The sequence below is a fragment of the Roseibium alexandrii DFL-11 genome, assembly GCF_000158095.2.
Taxonomy (GTDB): Bacteria; Pseudomonadota; Alphaproteobacteria; order Rhizobiales; family Stappiaceae; genus Roseibium; species Roseibium alexandrii.
The window spans coordinates 3,080,997-3,097,718 of the sequence record NZ_CM011002.1; the positions used below are offsets into that span (position 1 = coordinate 3,080,997).

At 56.9% G+C, this 16,722-nt stretch carries 16 protein-coding genes; 4 read left to right on the forward strand and 12 right to left on the reverse strand.

Features of this window, described 5'->3' with window-relative positions; all coding sequences use genetic code 11:
• Positions 1 to 98 precede the first annotated feature (98 nt).
• On the forward strand, positions 99 to 1,202 hold the full coding sequence (gene mtnA / locus SADFL11_RS14205; RefSeq protein WP_008194882.1) for an S-methyl-5-thioribose-1-phosphate isomerase: 1,104 nt from the start codon (positions 99 to 101) through the stop codon (positions 1,200 to 1,202).
• Positions 1,203 to 1,246: 44 nt separating this feature from the next.
• Here mtnA and doeB read toward each other — a convergent pair whose 3' ends face one another.
• From doeB to ehuR, 5 genes are all read right to left on the reverse strand, one after another.
• Entirely contained in the window at positions 1,247 to 2,236 is a 990-nt protein-coding gene (gene doeB / locus SADFL11_RS14210; protein ID WP_008193305.1) for a N(2)-acetyl-L-2,4-diaminobutanoate deacetylase DoeB, read from the reverse strand.
• A 3-nt stretch (positions 2,237 to 2,239) separates the two neighbouring features.
• Positions 2,240 to 3,424 (reverse strand): ectoine hydrolase DoeA, encoded by a 1,185-nt coding sequence (gene doeA, locus SADFL11_RS14215; protein WP_209002877.1) that lies wholly within the window; start codon positions 3,422 to 3,424, stop codon positions 2,240 to 2,242.
• A gap of 21 nt (positions 3,425 to 3,445) precedes the next feature.
• Entirely contained in the window at positions 3,446 to 4,438 is a 993-nt protein-coding gene (locus tag SADFL11_RS14220; protein ID WP_008190865.1) for a cyclodeaminase, read from the reverse strand.
• A 3-nt stretch (positions 4,439 to 4,441) separates the two neighbouring features.
• Positions 4,442 to 5,446: a hydroxyectoine utilization dehydratase EutB gene (gene eutB / locus SADFL11_RS14225; protein WP_040451466.1), complete on the reverse strand. Its 1,005-nt coding sequence runs from the start codon at positions 5,444 to 5,446 to the stop codon at positions 4,442 to 4,444.
• Between the two features lie 150 nt (positions 5,447 to 5,596).
• Positions 5,597 to 6,985 (reverse strand): MocR-like ectoine utilization transcription factor EhuR, encoded by a 1,389-nt coding sequence (gene ehuR / locus SADFL11_RS14230; protein WP_008194943.1) that lies wholly within the window; start codon positions 6,983 to 6,985, stop codon positions 5,597 to 5,599.
• A gap of 63 nt (positions 6,986 to 7,048) precedes the next feature.
• Here ehuR and SADFL11_RS14235 point away from each other — a divergent pair, with 63 nt between their 5' ends.
• The 3 genes from SADFL11_RS14235 to SADFL11_RS14245 all read left to right on the forward strand — a co-directional run bounded on the left by SADFL11_RS14235 (position 7,049) and on the right by SADFL11_RS14245 (position 10,525).
• Positions 7,049 to 7,561, forward strand: coding sequence for an Lrp/AsnC family transcriptional regulator (locus SADFL11_RS14235; RefSeq protein WP_008197217.1), 513 nt, complete (start codon positions 7,049 to 7,051; stop codon positions 7,559 to 7,561).
• Positions 7,562 to 7,645: 84 nt separating this feature from the next.
• On the forward strand, positions 7,646 to 9,127 hold the full coding sequence (locus SADFL11_RS14240) for an NAD-dependent succinate-semialdehyde dehydrogenase (RefSeq protein WP_040451464.1): 1,482 nt from the start codon (positions 7,646 to 7,648) through the stop codon (positions 9,125 to 9,127).
• A gap of 24 nt (positions 9,128 to 9,151) precedes the next feature.
• Entirely contained in the window at positions 9,152 to 10,525 is a 1,374-nt protein-coding gene (locus SADFL11_RS14245; protein WP_040451462.1) for an aspartate aminotransferase family protein, read from the forward strand.
• 69 nt (positions 10,526 to 10,594) lie between these two features.
• Here SADFL11_RS14245 and SADFL11_RS14250 read toward each other — a convergent pair whose 3' ends face one another.
• From SADFL11_RS14250 to SADFL11_RS14280, 7 genes are read right to left on the reverse strand one after another with little or no spacing between them, the layout of a single operon-like run.
• Positions 10,595 to 11,851, reverse strand: a complete 1,257-nt coding sequence (locus tag SADFL11_RS14250; RefSeq protein ID WP_008191549.1) for an ABC transporter substrate-binding protein — start codon at positions 11,849 to 11,851, stop codon at positions 10,595 to 10,597.
• Positions 11,848 to 12,828: a branched-chain amino acid ABC transporter permease gene (locus SADFL11_RS14255; protein ID WP_008193854.1), complete on the reverse strand. Its 981-nt coding sequence runs from the start codon at positions 12,826 to 12,828 to the stop codon at positions 11,848 to 11,850. Before SADFL11_RS14255 ends, SADFL11_RS14250 begins: the two co-directional genes overlap by 4 nt.
• Positions 12,825 to 13,739 carry a branched-chain amino acid ABC transporter permease gene (locus SADFL11_RS14260; protein WP_008194752.1) on the reverse strand — a complete coding sequence of 305 codons (915 nt, stop codon included), beginning with the start codon at positions 13,737 to 13,739 and terminating at the stop codon, positions 12,825 to 12,827. Before SADFL11_RS14260 ends, SADFL11_RS14255 begins: the two co-directional genes overlap by 4 nt.
• A complete protein-coding gene (locus SADFL11_RS14265) occupies positions 13,736 to 14,464 on the reverse strand; it encodes an ABC transporter ATP-binding protein (protein ID WP_040451460.1) in 729 nt (242 codons plus the stop codon). Before SADFL11_RS14265 ends, SADFL11_RS14260 begins: the two co-directional genes overlap by 4 nt.
• Positions 14,457 to 15,230, reverse strand: coding sequence for an ABC transporter ATP-binding protein (locus SADFL11_RS14270; protein WP_008195878.1), 774 nt, complete (start codon positions 15,228 to 15,230; stop codon positions 14,457 to 14,459). The genes SADFL11_RS14265 and SADFL11_RS14270 overlap by 8 nt, the downstream gene beginning before the upstream one ends.
• Positions 15,223 to 16,305: an aldo/keto reductase gene (locus SADFL11_RS14275; RefSeq protein ID WP_008196872.1), complete on the reverse strand. Its 1,083-nt coding sequence runs from the start codon at positions 16,303 to 16,305 to the stop codon at positions 15,223 to 15,225. Before SADFL11_RS14275 ends, SADFL11_RS14270 begins: the two co-directional genes overlap by 8 nt.
• Positions 16,302 to 16,712, reverse strand: a complete 411-nt coding sequence (locus SADFL11_RS14280; protein WP_050776187.1) for a TIGR04076 family protein — start codon at positions 16,710 to 16,712, stop codon at positions 16,302 to 16,304. Before SADFL11_RS14280 ends, SADFL11_RS14275 begins: the two co-directional genes overlap by 4 nt.
• Positions 16,713 to 16,722: the final 10 nt, after the last annotated feature.

The window sequence follows — 16,722 nt, forward strand, 5'->3', positions numbered from 1 at the left end:
AAGGCGGTGGCAATAGCGATTTGCGGAACTTGCAGCTGCGAGCCCATACTGTGTTTAAAGGCCACATAGGGGCAAAAATTGGATAAGAGGGAACTCGGATGAAGGTCAATGGAACACAGTACCGCTCGTTGTGGTGGGATGCGGAGTTGAACTGCCTTCAGATCATCGACCAACGCTGGTTGCCGCATAAGTTCAAAACCCAGCCCGTGCGCACCATGCAGGAGTTTGCGGACGCGATTGTTGAAATGCGCGTCCGGGGAGCGCCGCTCATCGGCGCAACCGCTGCTTATGGCGTCGCATTGGCCATGGCCAATGATCCCTCTGACGCCAATCTGGACGCCGCTTGGACATTCCTGGAAAAGACGCGACCCACTGCTATCAATCTGCGTTGGGCGCTGAATAGATGCCGAACCGCGCTTAAACTGCTTCCAGTGGAAGCACGTGCGGCAACCGCCCTTCAGCTTGCCCATGACATCTCCGACGAAGACGTCGAGATCAATCGCCGTATCGGTGAAAACGGGTTGAAACTAATCCGGGACATTGCAGCACAAAAACCAGATGGCGAGCCGGTTCGACTACTCACACACTGCAACGCCGGTTGGATTGCGACAGTCGACTGGGGAACCGCGACAAGCCCGATGTATCAGGCTCATGACGCAGGTATTCCGTTGCATATCTGGGTCGACGAGACACGGCCGCGGAACCAAGGGGCCCTCACATCGTGGGAGCTGGGGAGCCATGGCGTTCCGCATACCTACGTCACCGACAATGCTGGCGGTCATTTAATGCAGCATGGGCTGGTCGACATGGTCATCGTTGGCACAGACCGGACAACCCGGCGTGGGGATGTGTGCAACAAGATCGGGACTTACCTCAAGGCACTGGCTGCCCGCGACAACAATGTGCCGTTCTATGTGGCTCTCCCCTCTCCAACGATCGACTGGAGCGTGAGCGACGGCGTGTCCGAAATCCCGATCGAAGAACGTTCTGAGCGCGAGACAACCCATATCCAGGGTAAGTCGGACGAAGGAGCGATCGGCGTTGTGCAGGTTACACCGGATGGCACGTCCGGCGGAAACCCGGCATTTGATGTAACGCCCAACCGGCTTGTTACCGGACTGATCACGGAACGCGGGATCTGCGAAGCATCATCAGAGGGCTTGGCCGGCTTGTTTCCAGAGATGGCGCAAGCGGCGGAGTAGAGAGCGTGGGGCCGTTCAGTGGAAGTGCGTCCCCACAATCGGCGCTAGACCACCTTCGCGACAACTGCCAGGCAGTCTCCCATCTTCACCAGCCCGGGAAAATGACGGGCCATCAAGATGCCAGATCGTTTGGCCTGGTATTCGACTGGGTTCGCGCCGGTGCGATCTATCGGCCAGACCCGAGCAACGATGTCTCCCTCAGCGACTGTGTTTCCCAAATCGCATACGGGCTCGATCATGCCTCCTTGCTCGCAGAAAACGAAACACTCCTCATCCGGCATGTCGAGCGTCACAGTCGGGCTCAATTCCTGCTCGCCTGACAGGATACCGGTATGCTTTAAAAGGTTGCGCGCGCCCTTCTTGGCGATGCCGATCGATCGCGCCGTTGCTGTGCCGCCGCCGCCAAGCTCGGTCGTGACAAACACCTTGCCTTTTTGCTCGACTGCCGTGTCGAGCATGCCGACACTGTCGATTTCCAGCATGGTCGCGGAGTACGGCGCGTTGAACGCTTGCATAGCGGCGACACACGCGGCCTGCTGATCTTTGTTCTCCAGAACGTGCGCGGCTGCGAACGGCACAAAATCCAGTGTCTTACCTCCGGAATGGTAATCCAGAACAATATCCGCCATCGGGATCAAGACCGTATCGACGTAATGGGCAATCTTCTGGGTGACGGTCCCATCCGGCTTTCCTGGAAAGGACCGGTTGAGATTTCCTTGGTCGACTGGCGACGTACGTGTCCCGGCAAGAAAGGCTGGATGGTTGAGAGCCGGAACTATGATGACCCTCCCCCGAATGTCCTCCGGTTTTAGGGTTGCGGCCAGTTCCTGAAGCGCAATCGGTCCTTCGTACTCATCGCCATGGTTGCCGCCAGTCAACAGCGCAGTTGGCCCGTCACTGCTGCGCACAACCGTAATCGGGATCATCACAGATCCCCAAGCCGAGTCGTCCCGGCTGTAGGGAAGACGCAAAAAGCCGTGATTAATGCCATCTTGATCGAACGGAACGGTCGGGCTGATCGGGTTTCCGGTCATCTATCAGTCCTTCACAAACAAGCGTCGAGGCACATTGGCGAGGCACTCCGGTTCGTTCGTGCCAATGACGATGCTTTCGGTGATCTCGAACCCCCAGTCCTCCATCCATAGGCCGGTCATGAAGTGGAAGGTCATGTTTTCTTCCAGAACGGATGTGTCCCCGCTGCGCAAGGACATTGTCCGCTCGCCCCAATCTGGTGGATAGGACACGCCGATGGAGTAACCGGTTCGATTATCCTTTGTGAAGCCGTACTTCTTCAGAACCTTGAAAAAGGCATGCGCTACATCTTCGCAAAGGTTTCCGGCCTTTGCGACTTCAAGCCCCGCTTCAAGGCCCTCAAGCACGGCCTTTTCCGCATCAAGAAACTTTTGCGGCGGCTTTCCGAGGTAAAGCGTGCGCGAAAGCGGACAATGGTAACGATTATGAACGCCCGCCACCTCAAAGAAGGTTCCCTCACCGGCCTTCATTGGCTGGTCATCCCATGTCAGATGCGGGGCCGCAGCGTCACTTCCCGAGGGCACAAGCGGGACAATGGCCGGATAGTCTCCACCGGCATCCAGGAGGGCATCGTAACGCAAGCCCGCATCATAGATGTCGGCCACAAGATCGCATTTGCGAAGGCCCGGCTCCGCCTTCTCCAGAATGCGGGCATGGATCTTTTCGACCTTTTTCCCCGCTATACGCATGTAGTCGAGTTCCGGCGCGGACTTGACCGCCCGCTGCCAATTGACCAGCGTATTGGCATCTTGAAAGCGGGCGTTCGGCAGATGCCTTTGCAGCGAGGCAAACGCGGCTGCGGAAAAATAGTAATTGTCCATTTCCACGCCGATATTCAGGTTCGCCCAGCCACGCTCCTCAATCTTCGCAGAAAGGTAGTCCATCGGATGCCGCTCCGTGGACTGCACATAGTGATCCGGATATCCGATGATGTTGGCAGGATCCATGAAACAGGTGCGCAGCGCCCCATTGGCGTCCTGTCCCCGGCCGAACCAGACCGGTTCACCGTCCAGGGACAGCAGCACCGCCTGATGGACATAAAAGGACCAGCCGTCGTATCCGGTCAGCCAATTCATGTTGGACGGGTCGGAAACGATAAGCAGTTCCAACCCGGCCGCTTCCATTGCCTTGCGGGTCTTGTCGACACGGCGCTGGTATTCGTCTCTCGAAAAACGAAGCGTGAGTTCAATCATCAAACGATCCCCGGCTCATCATGTGTCGATTGTCGTTCCCGCTTGCAGCGACAGAGCCTGCGCGCGGGCGTATGTTGCAATTGCTGTGTCCTGCACCCCCGTTCCGGTGAGGTCACAGATCGTGATGTCAGCATCGGACGCACGCCCCCTCGCCTGCCCCGCGACGATGTCTCCGAGTTCGCTGAAGTTTGCCCCCGCACTGACAGCGCCTGCAGCCAAAGCTGCCCGCAGTTCTCCCATCAACTCGGTTTGAGATTGCCGATCCGGAACATAAAAGTCAGCCCGCGTCAGACAGGCCGCCTCCAATTCATTTTTTGTGTGCTGGTCCGATCCCATGGCTGTAATGTGATGTCCGGCACGCAACCATTCGGCCCTTATGAGCGGTTCGGTGCTCGGGGTCGTGGTGACGACCACATCTGCAGCTTCTACAGTCGCGGCAAGGTCTGAGACAGGCGAGACCTCGATTTCCAAACGGGACGCCAACTCGTTTGCGGCAACTTGAGCCTTGGACATATCCCGCGCCCAGATTGATGCGTGTTTTATCGGGCGCACTAGGCACAGCGCCTGCAGCTGCAGTTTGGCCTGCAGTCCAGCCCCTACAATACAAGCGCTTGATGCCTGCATAGGTGCCAAGTGTTTCGCGGCAACGGCACCGGCTGCGGCCGTCCGGACTTCCGTGAGATAGCCATTGTCAAGCATGACGGCTTCGACCAACCCCGTCCGTGCCGAAAACAAGATCATCAAACCAGAATTGCTCGGCAGACCAATCTTTGGGTTGTCGAAAAAGCCGGGAGATACTTTCAGCGCAAAGCTATCGAGACCGGGAACATAGGCAGTTTTGGCATCGACTTCGCCATTGAAGTCGGCAATTTCCATGGAGAGGATTGGCGGCATCACGACCTTTCCACTTGCCAGGGCCGCGAAAGCCCGCTCGATCTGTTCAACGGCTTCGATGTTAAGTGGAACCGCCTTGCGCAGCTCTGTTTCGGTCAGAATCGTGATTTGCGGCATGGGTCAACCTTCCTCGCTGTTCGCGAGATCAACGTCCTCTCCGGCGATAACGCGATGGTGCAGGTTCATATCGATGTTACAGCCTGTCAGCAGAACAGCGACGGGCCCTATTGGATTTATTTTTCCCGCTAAAAGCCCAGTAATCCCAACCGCACCGCTGCCCTCAACGACTTGACGTTCCTGCCAATAGGCATGACGAATTCCGGCTGCAATTTCGGCCTCGGTGAGCAGAACAATGTCGTCGACGAGCTCCCGGGTGGTTTCAAACGTGAACTGATTGTCGAGGCCAATGCCGCCGCCGAGCGAATCTGCGAGGCTGGGCTCTTCGATGACCTGAACCGGGCGGCCAGCTGTCAATGAGGCCGCCATCGCCGCGCCCCGCTCCATGGACAGTCCAACAACTTTCACCGAAGGCCTTGCAGCCTTCAGTGCAGCGGCAATACCCGCGATCAAACCGCCGCCCGACAAGGGGACAAGTACGGTCTGAACCTCCGGGATCTCCTCCAGAACTTCCAGTCCGAGTGTTCCTTGCCCGCTGATTATGTCTGGATGATCAAACGGCGGCAGAAGTACAAGGCCCTCCTCAAGAACCAGGCGGTCCGCCTCCAGTTGCGCTTCATCCTGAGATGCGCCGGTTATTCGGATATCGGCTCCAAGTTTCGCAATCGCATCGACCTTGTTTTGCGGAACCAGGCGCGACATGCAAATCGTGCAAGAAATGCCTGCCTTCTTGGCGGCATAGGCCAGCGCCCGGCCGTGATTTCCGGTAGACACACAAACGACACCCTTTTGGCGCTGGTCCGCAGTCAATTTTGAGATTGCGTTGGTCGCGCCCCGCAGTTTGAAGCTTCCCGTCGTCTGAAGTTGCTCCAGCTTCAGGTAAACCGGCACACCGGCTTTTTCAGACAGGCTATCGGAAGGCACCACGGGTGTACGCCGGACGTGCGGCTTGATCCGATCTGCGGCCGCCAAGAAATCAAACTGATTGATGCGATGGTTCACGCTCATTGTCTGATCCAATTGGCGAGAGGATCTGCGTGCCAACTGCTTTTCACTATCCGCTCCCGTGTTTCTCAAAAGACGAGAGTGAAGCGCGAAAAATATCAGGTCAATCGAAACATTAAATCATGACAATTTTAGCTTGATCACTTTACTTCTCTAAAGCGCGAAGACATTCCCTTCCGGTTTGCTGTGACACAGCACAGCGAGCTGCTGCATTCCGAAAATGAACTGGTCTTCCGCCATATTGCCGAGACAGATCCGCACGCCGGGGGCCGCGGCTGCCCCCGGCAAGGCGAAAGCTGAACCCGGGGCAACGACAATACCTTTTTGACGTGCGGCTTCAATGAAGCTGTCTTCGCCCCATCCGCCCGGCAGTGGCAGCCAAATATGCAATCCGTTTGGGCTGCTGTTGAATGGCATACCTGCCAGAAGCTCATGCGCCAACGCGTTGCGCCGCTTAAGGGCCGTTTTCTGCCAGGACAGCAACTCTTCTGCCGTTCCATCTTCAATCCACCGTGCGGCCAATTCGGCCATAAAAGGAGTTGCAATCCAGTCCATCACCAGGTGACGATTTGAGGCCGCAGAAGCAAACGCCTCTGGCGCGATCAGATAACCGTGCCGCAAGCCAGGCAGAAGGCACTTCGTGAAGCTGGTAAAATAAAAAGTACGCTCTGGAGCCAATGCTACAATCGGCGGCAAACGGCGCGGTTGAAGAGGCCCCCAAGCGTCGTTTTCAATGATCAAAAGATCGTACTTCCGCGCAAGTGCGACCAGCTGTTCGCGCCGCTGCAAGCCCATGATCAAGGCCAACGGCCCCAGACCATTCGGCAATAAGAACAATATCTTGACCGATCTTTGACGGCACATCTCATCAAGGGCAGCGGGTAAAATTCCCTCTTCGTCTACCGGCAAACCGGTCAAGTTGAAGTTCATGTACTGCGACATTCTAAATAGCGGGTAGTGACAGACCGCGTCGGTCGCGATCACCTCGCTGCCATCAACAGCCGTCATCAGGGCAATCGCCATAGCCGAACTGCTGCCATTCGTCATGATGATCTGATCTGAAGAACAAGTCAGTCCGCACTGCTCCAACCAGGAGACGGCTGCCGGCAGATAAGGCCGCAAGGTGGTTGCTGGCCGGAAGGAGAGCAGTGCGCTTTCGCTAATATCGCTCGAAAGACCACTGAGAGCCCGGCGCATACAATCCATGTGCAACTGACCAGTGACTGGCTTCAAGTTTGAGAAATCGACAAGCTGATCCCCTATGAGATGCGGAAGATACGGCGGCGACGTTTCCACCGGCCGCGCGTTTACATAAGTCCCCCGGCCGACCTCACCTTTGACAAGCCCGCGGCGGATCAGAAGATCGTAAGCCCGGCTCACAGTTTGAACACTGATTGCAAGCTTGTAGGAAAGGTCCCTGTGCGGCGGCAGTTTTTCGCCGCCTGCCAGGTCTCCGCGCTTGATTGCCGCACTGATCCAGTCCGCCAGGGACCGGTAGGCCGGACGATCAAGCTTCTTTGGTAGAGCATTCCATATTGTCATGGTTTAAAGCTTATCTTTTTCATGACAATTGACAAGCACTGACTGCATGCTCATGGTCACACTATGACCTTGAAACTTGACGATCGCGATCTGAAAATCCTCGCCGCCCTTTCCAAGGAGGGGCGGCTTTCCAAAGCCGAGCTTGCAAAGCGCGTCAATCTTTCGCCAACCCCACTTTGGGAGAGACTGAAGCGCCTTGAAAAGCACGGGATTATCTCAGGATACCGCGCCGAGATCTCACTCAAACAAGTGGCACCGCATATCGAGGTGTTCGTCACCGTTGAGCTGGAAGACCACCGGTCTGAGAGCTTCCAACAGTTCGAACGCATGGTGGATCAACATGATGAGATTGTCGCTTGCTGGGCGATCGGCGGCGGCCTGGATTATATCCTCAATATCATCACCAGAGACATCGACAGCTACCAACGGCTCATCGACACACTCCTTGCCGGAAAAACCGGGCTGGCGCGCTATTACACCTATGTGGTCACAAAGCCGGTAAAAAGCCGGGCTCAGCTCCCCTTGCACAGCCTCTTGCAAGACGATCCTGTAAGCAATCCGGCATCAAACAGATAAATCGTCCTGCGCGCCATCCAAATACAGAACTTTCATCTGCCGGTCTCCGCCTAACGTTTGCTTATGCAATCGGAGACCAGAACAATGACCCTAGCTCTGCAGCACGAACCAGTTTCAGCGAATTTGGCCGACATGCGCCTCTTGCGCTCCTTCGCATATGTCGATGGGCACTGGGTAGCAGGCGCGGACAACGCTGCTTTTGAGGTATCCGATCCGGCAACTGGAGCAGTTATCGGGGATGTTGCCCGGCTGACCGCTGGAGATAGCGCCGCTGCGGTCGACGCAGCAACGAGAGCGTTTCCGGGCTGGGCTGCGCTCTTGCCGCAAGATCGCGCGCGCATTCTGCGCCGCTGGTTCGAGCTGATCATCGAGAACAAGGAAGATCTGGCTCAGCTCATGACACTGGAGCAGGGGAAGCCTCTGTCGGAAGCACGTGGTGAGATCGACTATGGTGCATCCTTTGTCGAGTTTTATGCAGAAGAAGCAAAACGCCCAAACATTGAAGGGATCACGTCTCATCTGCCGGATGCAGAAGTGGAACTCTGGATGGAACCGGCTGGTGTTGCCGCGCTGATCACGCCCTGGAACTTCCCGCACGCAATGATCACGCGAAAGGCTGCGGCAGCTTTGGCCGCAGGGTGCCCGGTCCTCGTTCACCCGTCGTGTGAAACACCTTACTCCGCACTCGCCTTGGCCGAGCTTGCGGAGCGGGCAGGCTTTCCGGCCGGGGTCTTCAACGTGATCACAGGGAAACCGGAGACGATTGTATCTGCCTGGATGGACGACACCCGCGTTCGGGTCGTTTCTTTCACAGGGTCAACGGAAATCGGCCGGCTGCTCTATCGGCAAAGCGCAGACACGGTCAAAAAACTCGTTCTGGAACTTGGGGGACATGCACCTTTTCTCGTCTTCGCCGACTGCGACCTTGAGCGTGCAATTGATGAAGCGATCAAAGCGAAATTCGCAACATCCGGACAAGACTGTCTCGGCGCCAATCGGTTCTTCGTGGAACGAACCATCTACGACGCCTTCTGCCAGGGTTTCACCGAGCGGACGGAACAGCTTTCCGTCGGACCAGGCATAAAGGATCCGGATATCGGCCCTTTGATGAACTTGGGTGCCGTCAACAAACAAGAAGCACATATTGCCGATGCACTGAATAACGGTGCCGAAGTTTTATGTGGCGGTGGACGCCATCCTGCCGGAGACCTGTTCTTCCAACCAACCGTGTTAAAGGACGTTCCAGCCAACGCGCTCATCATGCGGGAAGAGACTTTCGGTCCGGTCGCCGCAATCTCACCGTTCGATGATGAAGACGACGTCATCGCCCGCGCGAATGCGACCGACTACGGGCTGATCGCCTATGTTCACACCAGCGATCCCCGCCGGATCTATCGGGCGAGCCGGCAACTCCAATTCGGGATGGTCGCAATCAACCGCACCAAGGTGACCGGTGCTCCTATCCCTTTCGGCGGGATGAAGCAATCCGGCCTTGGCCGTGAAGGTGCGCGCATGGGCATGGCCGAGTTCATGGACATCAAATACGTCTGCCGTGACTGGGCGTAAAACTTCAAAGAAATGAGGACTAAGATGCTGCGCAACGACACGCTTGATCAATGGGATCGTGAAAACCTCTTTCACCCCTCAACGCACCTCGCCCAACACGCGCGCGGTGAAGCGCCCAGCCGGATCGTAGAAACCGGTTCAGGGGTCTATATCGAGGATCGCAACGGCACCAAACTGCTTGATGCGTTTGCGGGACTTTACTGCGTAAACGTTGGATACGGACGATCTGAAATCTCTGATGCAATTGCGGAGCAAGCCAAGAAGCTGGCCTACTACCATTCCTATGTCGGTCACGGCACGGAAGCCTCGATCACGTTGTCCAAGATGATCCTCGACCGTGCACCCGCCAACATGTCGAAGGTCTATTTCGGTCTGGGTGGATCCGATGCCAACGAGACCAACATCAAGCTGGTCTGGTACTACAACAATATCCTCGGTCGTCCGGAAAAGAAGAAGATCATCTCACGATGGCGCGGGTATCATGGCTCTGGCCTGATGACAGGGTCGCTGACCGGTCTGGAGCTCTTTCACAAGAAGTTTGATCTGCCACTGGCGCAAGTCCTTCACACGGAGGCTCCTTATTATTTCCGCCGCCCCGACACAGCTATGAGCGAAGCAGACTTCGTGGCCCATTGTGCAGCAGAACTGGAAGCCATGATCGAGCGGGAAGGCCCTGAAACAATTGCGGCTTTCATCGGCGAGCCCGCACTTGGGACCGGTGGACTTGTGCCGCCGCCGCAGGGCTATTGGGAGGCAATCCAGCCGATCTTGAAGAAACACGATATTCTATTGATTGCCGATGAAGTGGTTACCGGGTTCGGCCGGCTTGGATCGATGTTCGGTTCCGAACACTACAATATTGAAGCTGACATCATCACGATCGCCAAAGGCCTAACGTCTGCTTACGCGCCCTTGTCCGGATCCATTGTGTCCGACAAGGTCTGGAAAATCCTGGAGCAAGGTACGGACGAAAACGGACCGATCGGCCACGGCTGGACCTATTCAGCGCATCCAATTGGAGCGGCCGCAGGTATCGCCAATCTGGAACTGGTGGACAGCCTTGGCCTCGTGAAGAATGCGACAGCCATGGGCACTTACATGAAGGCTGCCCTTCAAGACGCGCTCGGTGACCATCCGAATGTCGGCGATATCCGCGGCGAAGGCCTGCTCATGGCGGTCGAGCTTGTCGAAGACAGGTCTGCGCGAACTTTCTTCGACCCAGCGCGCAAGATCGGCCCGACCCTCGCCGGTGAACTCTTGAAACATGGCGTCATTTCCCGAGCCATGCCGCAAGGCGACATTCTCGGGTTTGCGCCACCACTCTGCATAAATCAGGCGGAGATCGACACCGTCGTGCGTGCAACCAAGGCGGCTATAGACGCCGTGCTTCCAGACTGATCAAACTGGAACCAAGAGAAGCCAGGCTGCACCGTACAGCCTGGCTTCGAACTTTGCATTTAGAAGACTTTACTTCTTCAAGGATGCAATGAACGCATCCACTTCGGTCAGGGACAGATATTCAACTTCTTCCGTTCCGCTGTCGGTGAATTTCCAGACGACTGCCGGTGCGGACACGTCCCCGTTAGCATCAAAGCGGACATTCCCAGTCGCGCCCTGGTACATCACCGTGCCCCCCTCCGCGAGCGTGGTTTTTGCGGCCTTGAACCCGGCAATGTCGGCAGTGATCGCTGTCCCATTCGGATCTGTCACCTTGGTTACCGCGGCAGCGATGTCAGCACCTGAGGCATCCTTGCCGGCCGCTTCCATCGCAAGCAAGGCAATCATTGCTGCGTCATAGCTGTTTGCCAGACCTGGGCCGTTCGGCTGTGATCCAAATTTCGCTTCATAAGCTGCCTTGAAAGCATCCGCGCTCTCGACCCGCGGTGAAGCGGTATCGGTGCCAAACGCGTTTCCGAGGTATTGCAGGCCGACGCTGTCGCGGAACTCATCGGATTTAAGGGAGTTCGCAAGGATCATATTCTGTGTTCCACCAAGCGAAATCCACTCGCGAACAGCCGACTTGCCTTCTGTTGGATACAAAGCGAGGTAAAGCGCATCCGGCTGGCTCGTCAGAGCTTCAGTGACTTCAGCACGGTAAGATGGCTGTGCGTCATTGATTGCAACATTCGCGGTTACTTCAACGCCTGCGGCTGCGAAGTCTGCTGCGATCAGACGGGACATGTCCTGACCCCAGTCATCGTTCTTGTAGAGGATGGCCACAGACTTCCAGCCCTTATCTGCAGCCACCTTCGCTCCCATGGCGGATTGCACGCCAGTTGTTGCAAAGGTCCGGAACCAGAGCCCGTTGGTCTTGCCTTCCTCAGACAGCTTGGTAAAGGCCGTTGATGAGGAGCAGCAGGACATCTGCATGACACCGCTCGGCACCGTGACCGAGGTCAGGATCGGCATGGAAACACCAGAGGAGACGGCACCGAGCAGAACCTTGACGCCTTCCAGATCAACGAGCGCTTTCGCTGCGTCGACGCCAACCTTTGGGTCCACTTGGGTGTCCCGCAACACCATCTCGATGGAACAGCCGCCGGCGCCGCCGGCTTCATTGACCTGATCCACAGCAAATTGCGCCACTTCGGCAATTGGCCGTCCCCAGTCGACGGATGTCGGCAGTGCGGCGCCGATTTTTGTGGTGCAGTCCTGAGCCTGAACGCCGGTACTCAGCGTCGTCATGCCCGCGGCGACTGCGGCAAAAACTAGTGCTTTTTTCATGTTAGTCCCTCTGCTTGTGTCTTTCCCCGGCTTCCTCCTCCGGGTTGCGAAACGACCAGCCGCTCGGGGAACAGACCTTGTGGTCTCCAAAGCAGCATGCCGACGATCACCATGCCGATCAGAACGAACTGGATCGAGCCGGTGTAAAGTTGAACCTCAACGGGTGCAAAGCGGGACAGGGCCCAGCCTGAGAACGTCCAGGAACCCCAAATCAAAAACGCTCCTGCCATTGCCCCCTTGTTGTTACCGGCTCCGCCAACAATCAGCATCGCCCAGATCTGAAACGTCAGAATGGGCAAAACATCTTGCGGGCTGACAAAGGCATAAAATGTTCCATAGAGCGAACCGGCCAGTCCGATAATCACGGATCCGGTGACGAAGGCTGCAAGCCTCACCTTGTCGGGTGACTTGCCGAGAGACCGGGCTGCGGTTTCATCCTCCCGGATTGCACGGAGCAACCGTCCGAAGGGGGAGACCGTAAGGCGTTCCAGAAAAACATAGACGAGGACGAGACAAATCAGAACGGCGATGAGGAACACCAAATTGTAGGTGAACCCACTGCCGATAAGGCTTTGAAGGGGCCGTTCGAACCCTCTGATCCCCTGAGCACCACCTGTAACGGCAGTTGCGTTGCGCATGACATTTTCAAAGGCAACGGCCACCCCGAACGTCGCAATCGCCAAGTAATCATGCCGGAGGCGCAAGGTTAGTTTGCCGACCACCCAAGCCAACACACCGGCGAAGATCATGCCACCTAGGAGCGCGAGCGGATAAAAGAGGTCGAAACCGCCCAGATGCCCATCTTGAGGCGTTCCACCGAGGATCAGTGTTCCGTAGGCCCCTGCCCCGAAGGACGCAACAACACCGCCGTTGAACAGGCCCGTGTTGCCCCACTGAAGGTTCAATCCCAAAACAGCAATCGCGAGGATCGCGGCGACGGTTGAAAAAAACACCAGATAGGAAATGACGCCGATCATGCCCGCGCCTCCCCGAACAAACCGTTCGGACGCACCAAAAGGACCGCCAAGATCATCAGGAAGGGCACCGACGGGCTGTAACCAGATGGCAAAATAACGAGAGCAAGGTTTGATGCTATGCCGACAATGAACCCTCCAAGCACCGCGCCATATACGCTGCCGATCCCACCGACGATGGTCGCAGCAAAGATCGGCAGTACGAGGTCCCGGCCCATGACAGGCGTGATCTGGTAGCTCAGGCCATAGAAGATCCCGGCAACCGCACCGAGGCCGCCGCCAATAATCCAGACAGCCGCGATCATGCGTTTCAGATTGACCCCATGCACCTGAGCAAGGCTTGGATTTTCAGCAACCGCCCGCAGGGAAAAGCCGAATGTTGTCCGCGACAAGACAAGGTGCAGCGCAAACATCAGGATCAATGCCGCGATCAGCACGAAGACCTGATCCGGTTTGACGAGAAGCAACGGATCGCGCGATAGGATCATCGCGAAGGCTATGTCCCCGGAATAGAGCTCCGCCGACAGGCCAAACACCAGACCGATGATGTTGCGGATAATGAGCGCCATGCCAAAGGATGCAAACACCATGGACAGCTCTTCACCCTTTTGCCGCACCCGCTGAAAAATGAACCGGTCGATCAAGACTGCGGACAGTCCGGTGATTGCCATCGACAAGACGATCGAAATAGCAAGCGCGCCTGTCATGGACAGCGGCCCGATTTTGGCGGCCAATACCGGCAAGAGGCTTTCAAACACCTTGTCAAAAACCAATGCGCAGTAAGCGCCGATCGACAAAAGCTCCGCATGGGAGAAGTTCGCAAAGCGCAGGATATGCATGGCCATTGTCAAACCAATCGCGCCGAGCGACAGGAACGATCCGACCAAGATACCGTCGACGAGATGCTGAATCATGCCGGTACCCGCCTTTCACCGCCCAGATAGATCCGGCCGAGAGCCGGATCCTGTAGGAGATCCGTTGCGAGCCCGTCGATCTGGTTTCGGCCTTCGGCGAGCACATAACAATGATCGGCCCGCTTGAGAGCTTGTTTGACGTTCTGCTCAACCAGTAAAATGGTCACACCGAAGCCGGTGAGTTGCTTGGCATGATCGAGCACCTCTTCGGCAGCTTTTGGCGAGAGGCCGGCCGATGGTTCGTCCATCAGGATCAAAACTGGATCTGCTGCTAAAGCCATAGCGACGGCTAGAAATTGACGTTGCCCACCGGACAAAGATCCCGCCTTGTCCCGTTGCTTGTCTGCAAGAACCGGGAAACGCTCATAGAGGTCTGAGAGCCTTTCCGAAGCGTGCGCGTGCCGTTGCAAAGCCAGATCAAGGTTCTGGCGGATTGTCAGCGTCCTGAACACATTGTCCGTTTGCGGAACATAGGCGATGCCCGCGCTCGTCATACGATCTGGGGAAAGGCCCGTGATGTCTTGACCGTTGGCCGTGATACTTCCCCTGGAAACCGGCAAAAGGCCGATAACTGCCTTGATCAAGGTCGACTTACCGGCCCCGTTGGGGCCGATAATGACCGTTAGTTTTTCCCGTTCGGCGGTCACGGACACATCCCGCAAAATCGGCAAGTCCGGAACATAGCCGGCAGTCACGTTATCAACGGAAAGCACCGCATCAGGCATCGACCGGCGCTCCAAGATATGCTTCCAAAAGAACAGGATTGGACTGAGCTTCTTCCGCTGAGCCTTCAAAGACCACCCGACCCTCGGCAAGGGCGATGACCGGATCACAGTGGCGCATCACGAAATCCATGTCGTGTTCAATAATGAGGAAGGTTTTTCCGGACCGGTTGAGCTCTTCGATCTTGCCGATCAGAACTTCCGTAAGTGCAGGGTTCACACCTGCAGCCGGTTCGTCCAAGAGGATCAGTTTTGGATCGCCCATCAGGACACGGGCCAATTCCAGCAGCTTCATCTGACCGCCCGATATCTTGCCGGCTGGCTGGTCCGCAAGCGGACGGAGTGTCACGAAGTCTAGCACCTCGAGGGCGCGCTTTCGAATGGTGGATTCCTCCTGGCGGATCCTAGCACGGCCAAAAACCGGAGCCAGCAGCCCCTCCCCGCTCTGATCCAGCGGCGCAAGCATGACATTTTCCAGAACGCTCATGCGCTTGAATGGGCGCGGGATCTGAAAGGTCCGGCCAAGACCGGCGGCGAAACGGCGTTCCGGTGCAAGGCTCGAAATGTCCTTACCATCAAACACCACCCGGCCGGCACTTGGCATCAGATCCCCGGCGACGACGTTGAAAAGTGTCGACTTACCGGCCCCATTCGGACCAATAAGGCCGGTGATCGAGCCGCTCCGGATATCCAGCGACACCCCATCCACGGCGAGGAAATCGCCGAAGGCGCGTGAGACATCCAGCAGTCTTAGGATCGGCTCACCCATTGACCGCCCCCAACACGGCATCGTCCGGACGGGTGTTGAGATTGTATTTCATGATCCGGCCATGACGCCCGTTCCGGTCTCGTTCCAGCCCAAACACGTCACCTTGTGGGCCCGGCGCCGTTTGTAGCAGTGCGGCAATGCGCGAGAGATCCTCTGCATCAAGCTCAAATTGGAAAACTTCCAGGGTTTTCGGCAAGTGGCGGGCATACCGGGCACCAACAATGGCAGCGACAACCTGGGGCTGCTGCAAAACCCAGCGGGTCGCAACTGAGCTCAAGGACACACTGTGCCGGCGCCCAATGTCATTCAGCAATAGAAGCAGGGTTTGAAACCGGTCCCAGGTTCCGAATTCATCAATTATGAGGCGGTATTTGATCAGGGAGCGGTTTTCGAATTGAAAGCCAGGGTCCGGTTTTCCAAGCCAATTTTCAGTCAAGAACCCGCCGGCCAGCGTGCCGTAGCACAAAAGCTGGACATCATGAGCTGCTCCCCATGGCGCCAGGATCTTGGCAGCGCGGCGGTCCAGAACAGAATACTGCACCTGTGTAGAGACCAGATCGATCCCGGCATCCAGATAAGGCGCGGTTTCCTTCACATCCCAGTTGGTGACGCCAAGATGGGCGATCTTGCCCTTTTCCTGACAACGCTTCAGCGTCTCCATCGCCGTGACAGGCGCGCCAATCGAAGTATCCCACCAGTAGAACTGCACCAGATGCAAACGGTCGATTTGCAGGCGCTGGAGCGAGCGGTCGACAATGGCTTCCACCTCGTCTGCTGTAAGTTCGGAAAGCCTCGCCAGATCCGGCACCAGTTTGGTATGCACCTGCACCCGGTCAGCGACCTCTGCCCCACGCCGCTCGCGGACGTCAGAGATGAAGCTGCCGATCATCTCTTCTACGCCGGTGTAAATGTCTGCGCAGTCGAAGGATGTGATCCCAGCGTCAAGAAAAGCTTCCATATCAGCAATGGCTGCGGATGAATCAACCGGCCCATGATCGCCAGCAAGTTGCCATCCACCTTTGATGACGCGGGAGATGGCATACCCTGGCCGGAGGTCTGAGGTTTCAGCTGTCATTCCGCCTCGTCCTTCTGCCAGTAAGGTGTGCTACGCTGATCCGGCAATCCGGTTGTCTCAGAGTGACTGAACCAGCGCTTTTTCGTCCGTGTAATCCGGAACCGCCCGCCGCAATGCGGATCTGGACAGGCAACTTCCGCGTCCGTGCTCATCCAATCGTTTGAACTTGTCGGTCGTTGTTTGGCAGGAAGGAGAGGCAAAACGGCAGCAAGCGCGTACATTGACACCCGCTGCCCCGCGTGGAAGACCAGCGCTTCACCCTCGACGGTGAAACTCTCGCCTTCGACATGCCGACACACCGGTGTTCGACCGTCCAGAACCGTCTCGACTTTCAAGTCATAAAGCCAGAAGCCGTCGCCAGCCTCTGCCGCTGCCACACGGTCTGACCCGTCAAAATCTTCCGCCACCGCGCTCCCC